Annotated in this window: 3 protein-coding genes; 1 reads left to right on the plus strand and 2 read right to left on the minus strand. The window is 68.4% G+C overall.

From position 1 onward, the window contains the following. Positions 1-172 precede the first annotated feature (172 nt). Positions 173-1,837, plus strand: a complete 1,665-nt coding sequence (locus AX702_RS19730; RefSeq protein WP_066782092.1) for a thiamine pyrophosphate-binding protein — start codon at positions 173-175, stop codon at positions 1,835-1,837. Between the two features lie 238 nt (positions 1,838-2,075). Here AX702_RS19730 and AX702_RS19735 read toward each other — a convergent pair whose 3' ends face one another. Then, entirely contained in the window at positions 2,076-2,597 is a 522-nt protein-coding gene (locus AX702_RS19735) for a YceD family protein (RefSeq protein WP_066782093.1), read from the minus strand. Then, positions 2,594-3,112: a ubiquinol-cytochrome C chaperone family protein gene (locus tag AX702_RS19740; RefSeq protein WP_066782094.1), complete on the minus strand. Its 519-nt coding sequence runs from the start codon at positions 3,110-3,112 to the stop codon at positions 2,594-2,596. The genes AX702_RS19735 and AX702_RS19740 overlap by 4 nt, the downstream gene beginning before the upstream one ends. Positions 3,113-3,232 lie beyond the last annotated feature (120 nt).

The raw sequence follows: 3,232 nt of genomic DNA on the forward strand, positions 1-3,232 counted from the left end.
AACGGGGAGGGTGGATCGCCAGATACGGACGGGGAGAGTGGAGCGCCAGAGACGGACGGAGAGGGCGGGTCGCCAGAGACGGTCGGAGAGAGGGGTGCGCGGGTTGAACGGGACGCGCTGTCGAAGGGAAGGGTAGTTTCCCCGCCCTCCGCTTCGCTCTACACTCCCGCTCATGAACTCCCCCATCCGCACCGGCGGCCGCATTCTGGTCGATCAACTCGTCGCACAAGGTTGCGACCGGATCTTCACCGTGCCCGGCGAAAGCTTCCTCGCCGTGCTCGACGCGCTGGTGGATACGCCGGAGATCGATGTCGTCACCTGCCGGCAGGAAGGCGGCGTTACCTTCATGGCCTGTGCCGATGGCGCCTTGACGCACCGGCCGGGCGTCGCGTTCGTCACGCGCGGGCCGGGGGCGACCAACGCCGCAATCGGCGTGCACGTGGCGATGCAGGATTCGCAGCCGATGATCCTCTTCATCGGCGATGTGGATCGCGGAACGCGCGACCGGGAAGCGTTTCAGGAAATCGACTTCGCTGCGATGTTCGGGCCGGTCGCCAAATGGGCGGCGCGGATCGATGATGCGCGGCGCATCCCAGAATATGTCGCCCGCGCTTATGCGACGGCGATGAACGGACGGCCCGGCCCGGTGGTGCTGGCGCTGCCGGAGGACATGCTGCTGGACGAGATCGAGGCGATCGATCGCCCGCGCGTCGAGCGGGTGGGGCAAGCGCCCGATCCTGACGCAATGGAGCAACTGGCGGACCTGCTGGCGACGGCGGAACGGCCGGTCGCGATTATCGGCGGCGCGGGCTGGGATGCCACTGCCGGTCAGAATGTCGCGGCATGGGGCGACCGCGCGGGAGTGCCGTTGATCGCGGCATTCCGCCGGCAGGATGCCGTGCCCAACGATTGCCCCGCTTATGCCGGCAACCTGGGCTATGGCCCCAATCCGGCGCTGGTCGACCGGGTCAAGGCGGCCGACCTGCTGCTGGTGATCGGTGCCCGGCTGGGTGAGGCGACGACCGACGGCTATACGCTGATCACGCCCGAGCATCCGGGGCAGCGGCTGGTTCACGTCCACCCCGACCCCGCCGAGCTTGGGATGACCTATCGCACCGATCTTGCGATCTGCGCCTCCATGACGGAGTTCGGCGAGGCGCTGACGCTGGTGGATGGCCCGAGCCGCTCCCACGATCTGGAAGCGCATGACGATTATTGCGCCTGGTCGACAGCCAGCGAGCGCGAGGGCGTTGCGCTGGACCTTGGGCCATGCGTGATGACGATGCGCGCGGCGTTGCCGGCGGACACGATCATCTGCAACGGCGCGGGCAACTTTTCCGGCTGGTGGCACCGCTTCTGGCGCTACGCCGGACCGGGCACCCAGCTGGCGCCGACCGCGGGGGCGATGGGCTATGGCGTGCCGGCCGCGGTCGCCGCGTCACTGCGCCGTCCGGAGCGGATGGTGGTTGCGGTGGCGGGCGACGGCGATTTCCTGATGAACGGTCAGGAACTGGCCACCGCCATCCAGCATCATTGCGACATGCTGGTCATCGTGGTCGACAACGGCACCTATGGCACGATCCGGATGCACCAGGAGCGGGAGTTTCCCGCACGGCAATCCGCCACGCGCCTGATCAACCCCGATTTCGCACTGCTGGCCCGCGCCTATGGCGCCTGGTCGGAGACGGTGGAGCGAACGGATGATTTCGCTTCCGCGCTGGCGCGCGCCATGGAGGAGAAGGGGGTTCGCCTCCTTCACCTGAAGACGGACGTGGAGCAGATCACCGCCGGCACCACGCTGAGCGCGATACGGGCAAGCAGCAGGCGTCCGGCGTAGCGGGCGGCGCTTGGCGCCTGATCCCCGTGCGCTTTCCCGCGAGGGCTGGAGCCCTAACCGGAACGATATAGTCGCTGCCGGTGCGCCTGGCCCTTTCGTCCTCCACCTGGGCCCCGCTTACGCCGGGGAGGTGCTTTCGGACCGGGAGCCTGGCGCATCCCCTAGTCGGACGAAGAGGGGCGCCGTGCGGCGTGGAAGGGCAATCGGGTCAGAGCGAGGCGGCGCCATCAGGCACCGCTCAGTCTTTCCCCTTCAGCTTGTCCTTGAGCGCAGCAAGAGCGCCGAACGGGCCGGCCTCCCCTTCGCTCAGCACGCCGGCTTCCTTCAGCGCGGCTTCCGCATTGGGGCCGCGGGGGAAGGGATCGAGCGACAGCGCCAGCGTTTCGGCTGCGACCTCGCCCAGGTCGATCGCGGCGCCTTCGAGCGGCAGAATGTCGATATCGGTGTCGTCGAGTTCGACCTCCTCGCCCTCGCCGAGATCATCGACGAAGCGGAGACGGGCCTGCTCATCCACCTTCGCGGGGAGCGGCTCGCCGGTGATCGAGCAGGCCTGGGTCGCCGTGGCCGCGACTTGGCCGGTGACGGCGATGCCGGATGCCTCCCGGCGCAGGACGAACGTGCCGGTCAGCCGCTCGATCGCGACCAGGCCGAAGCGCTGGGCAAGGGCGGCGCGCTCCGCCTCGTTCGCCTCGATCGTCTCGCTGCGATCGCCTTCACCGATCGTGTCGATGCGCACGGGGCGCGAAAACTCGGGCGTCATGCCAGCCGTCCTTCCCGCAATGCTGACAAGGGCACATCGCGCAGCCCGGCGTGAAGACGCTGCAACTGTTCGCTGACATAGGTTGAAGCCGCAGGGGCGGGCGCATCGCCGCGCCACAGGTTGCGGATCAGCGGCTCGCTCAGATCGCCGGTGGCCATGGCCGCGCGATAGGCGCCCAACCGGCCGCCAAGCATTCCCATCATCCGCCCGACATGCTTGCCGACGACGATGTCGCCGAAGCCGATCTGGCGCACCTGGGCATCCATGTCGTCGACGAACCGCTCGGTCACGTCCGTCGAGAGCGCCGCGGCCGCCATGTCGCCCGGCGGCTCGGCCTCTATGCGCAGCATGACCATGGCGAGCACCGCCGCCACCATGTCGAACCGCCCGTCCAATGTGTCGGGCGCGCCACCTTCGAGATACCAGTGCGGCTCGCGCGCCTTTGCGACCACCGCGGCATAGAGCGGGGCCGCCGCATCGCGATCGCGCCGGCGGAATCGGTCAAGAAGTCCCAAGATCGTGTTTGCCTGTCGTGCTTGTGTCGAATGTCTGCCCCGCATATTGAGGGGATTGGCCGGCGGCGCAACGGCGCGCCGCATGCGCCCATGCCTTTTGCCCCCACGCTGTTTGCGGAG

This window comes from Sphingomonas sp. CCH5-D11, from assembly GCF_001557395.1.
Lineage (GTDB): Bacteria > Pseudomonadota > Alphaproteobacteria > Sphingomonadales > Sphingomonadaceae > Sphingomonas.

Bases quoted from the DNA above. Each gene is read 5' to 3' on its own strand.
- AX702_RS19730 (WP_066782092.1), top strand. From the start codon at position 173: ATGAACTCCCCCATCCGCACCGGCGGCCGCATTCTGGTCGATCAACTC.
- AX702_RS19735 (WP_066782093.1), bottom strand. From the start codon at position 2,597: ATGACGCCCGAGTTTTCGCGCCCCGTGCGCATCGACACGATCGGTGAA.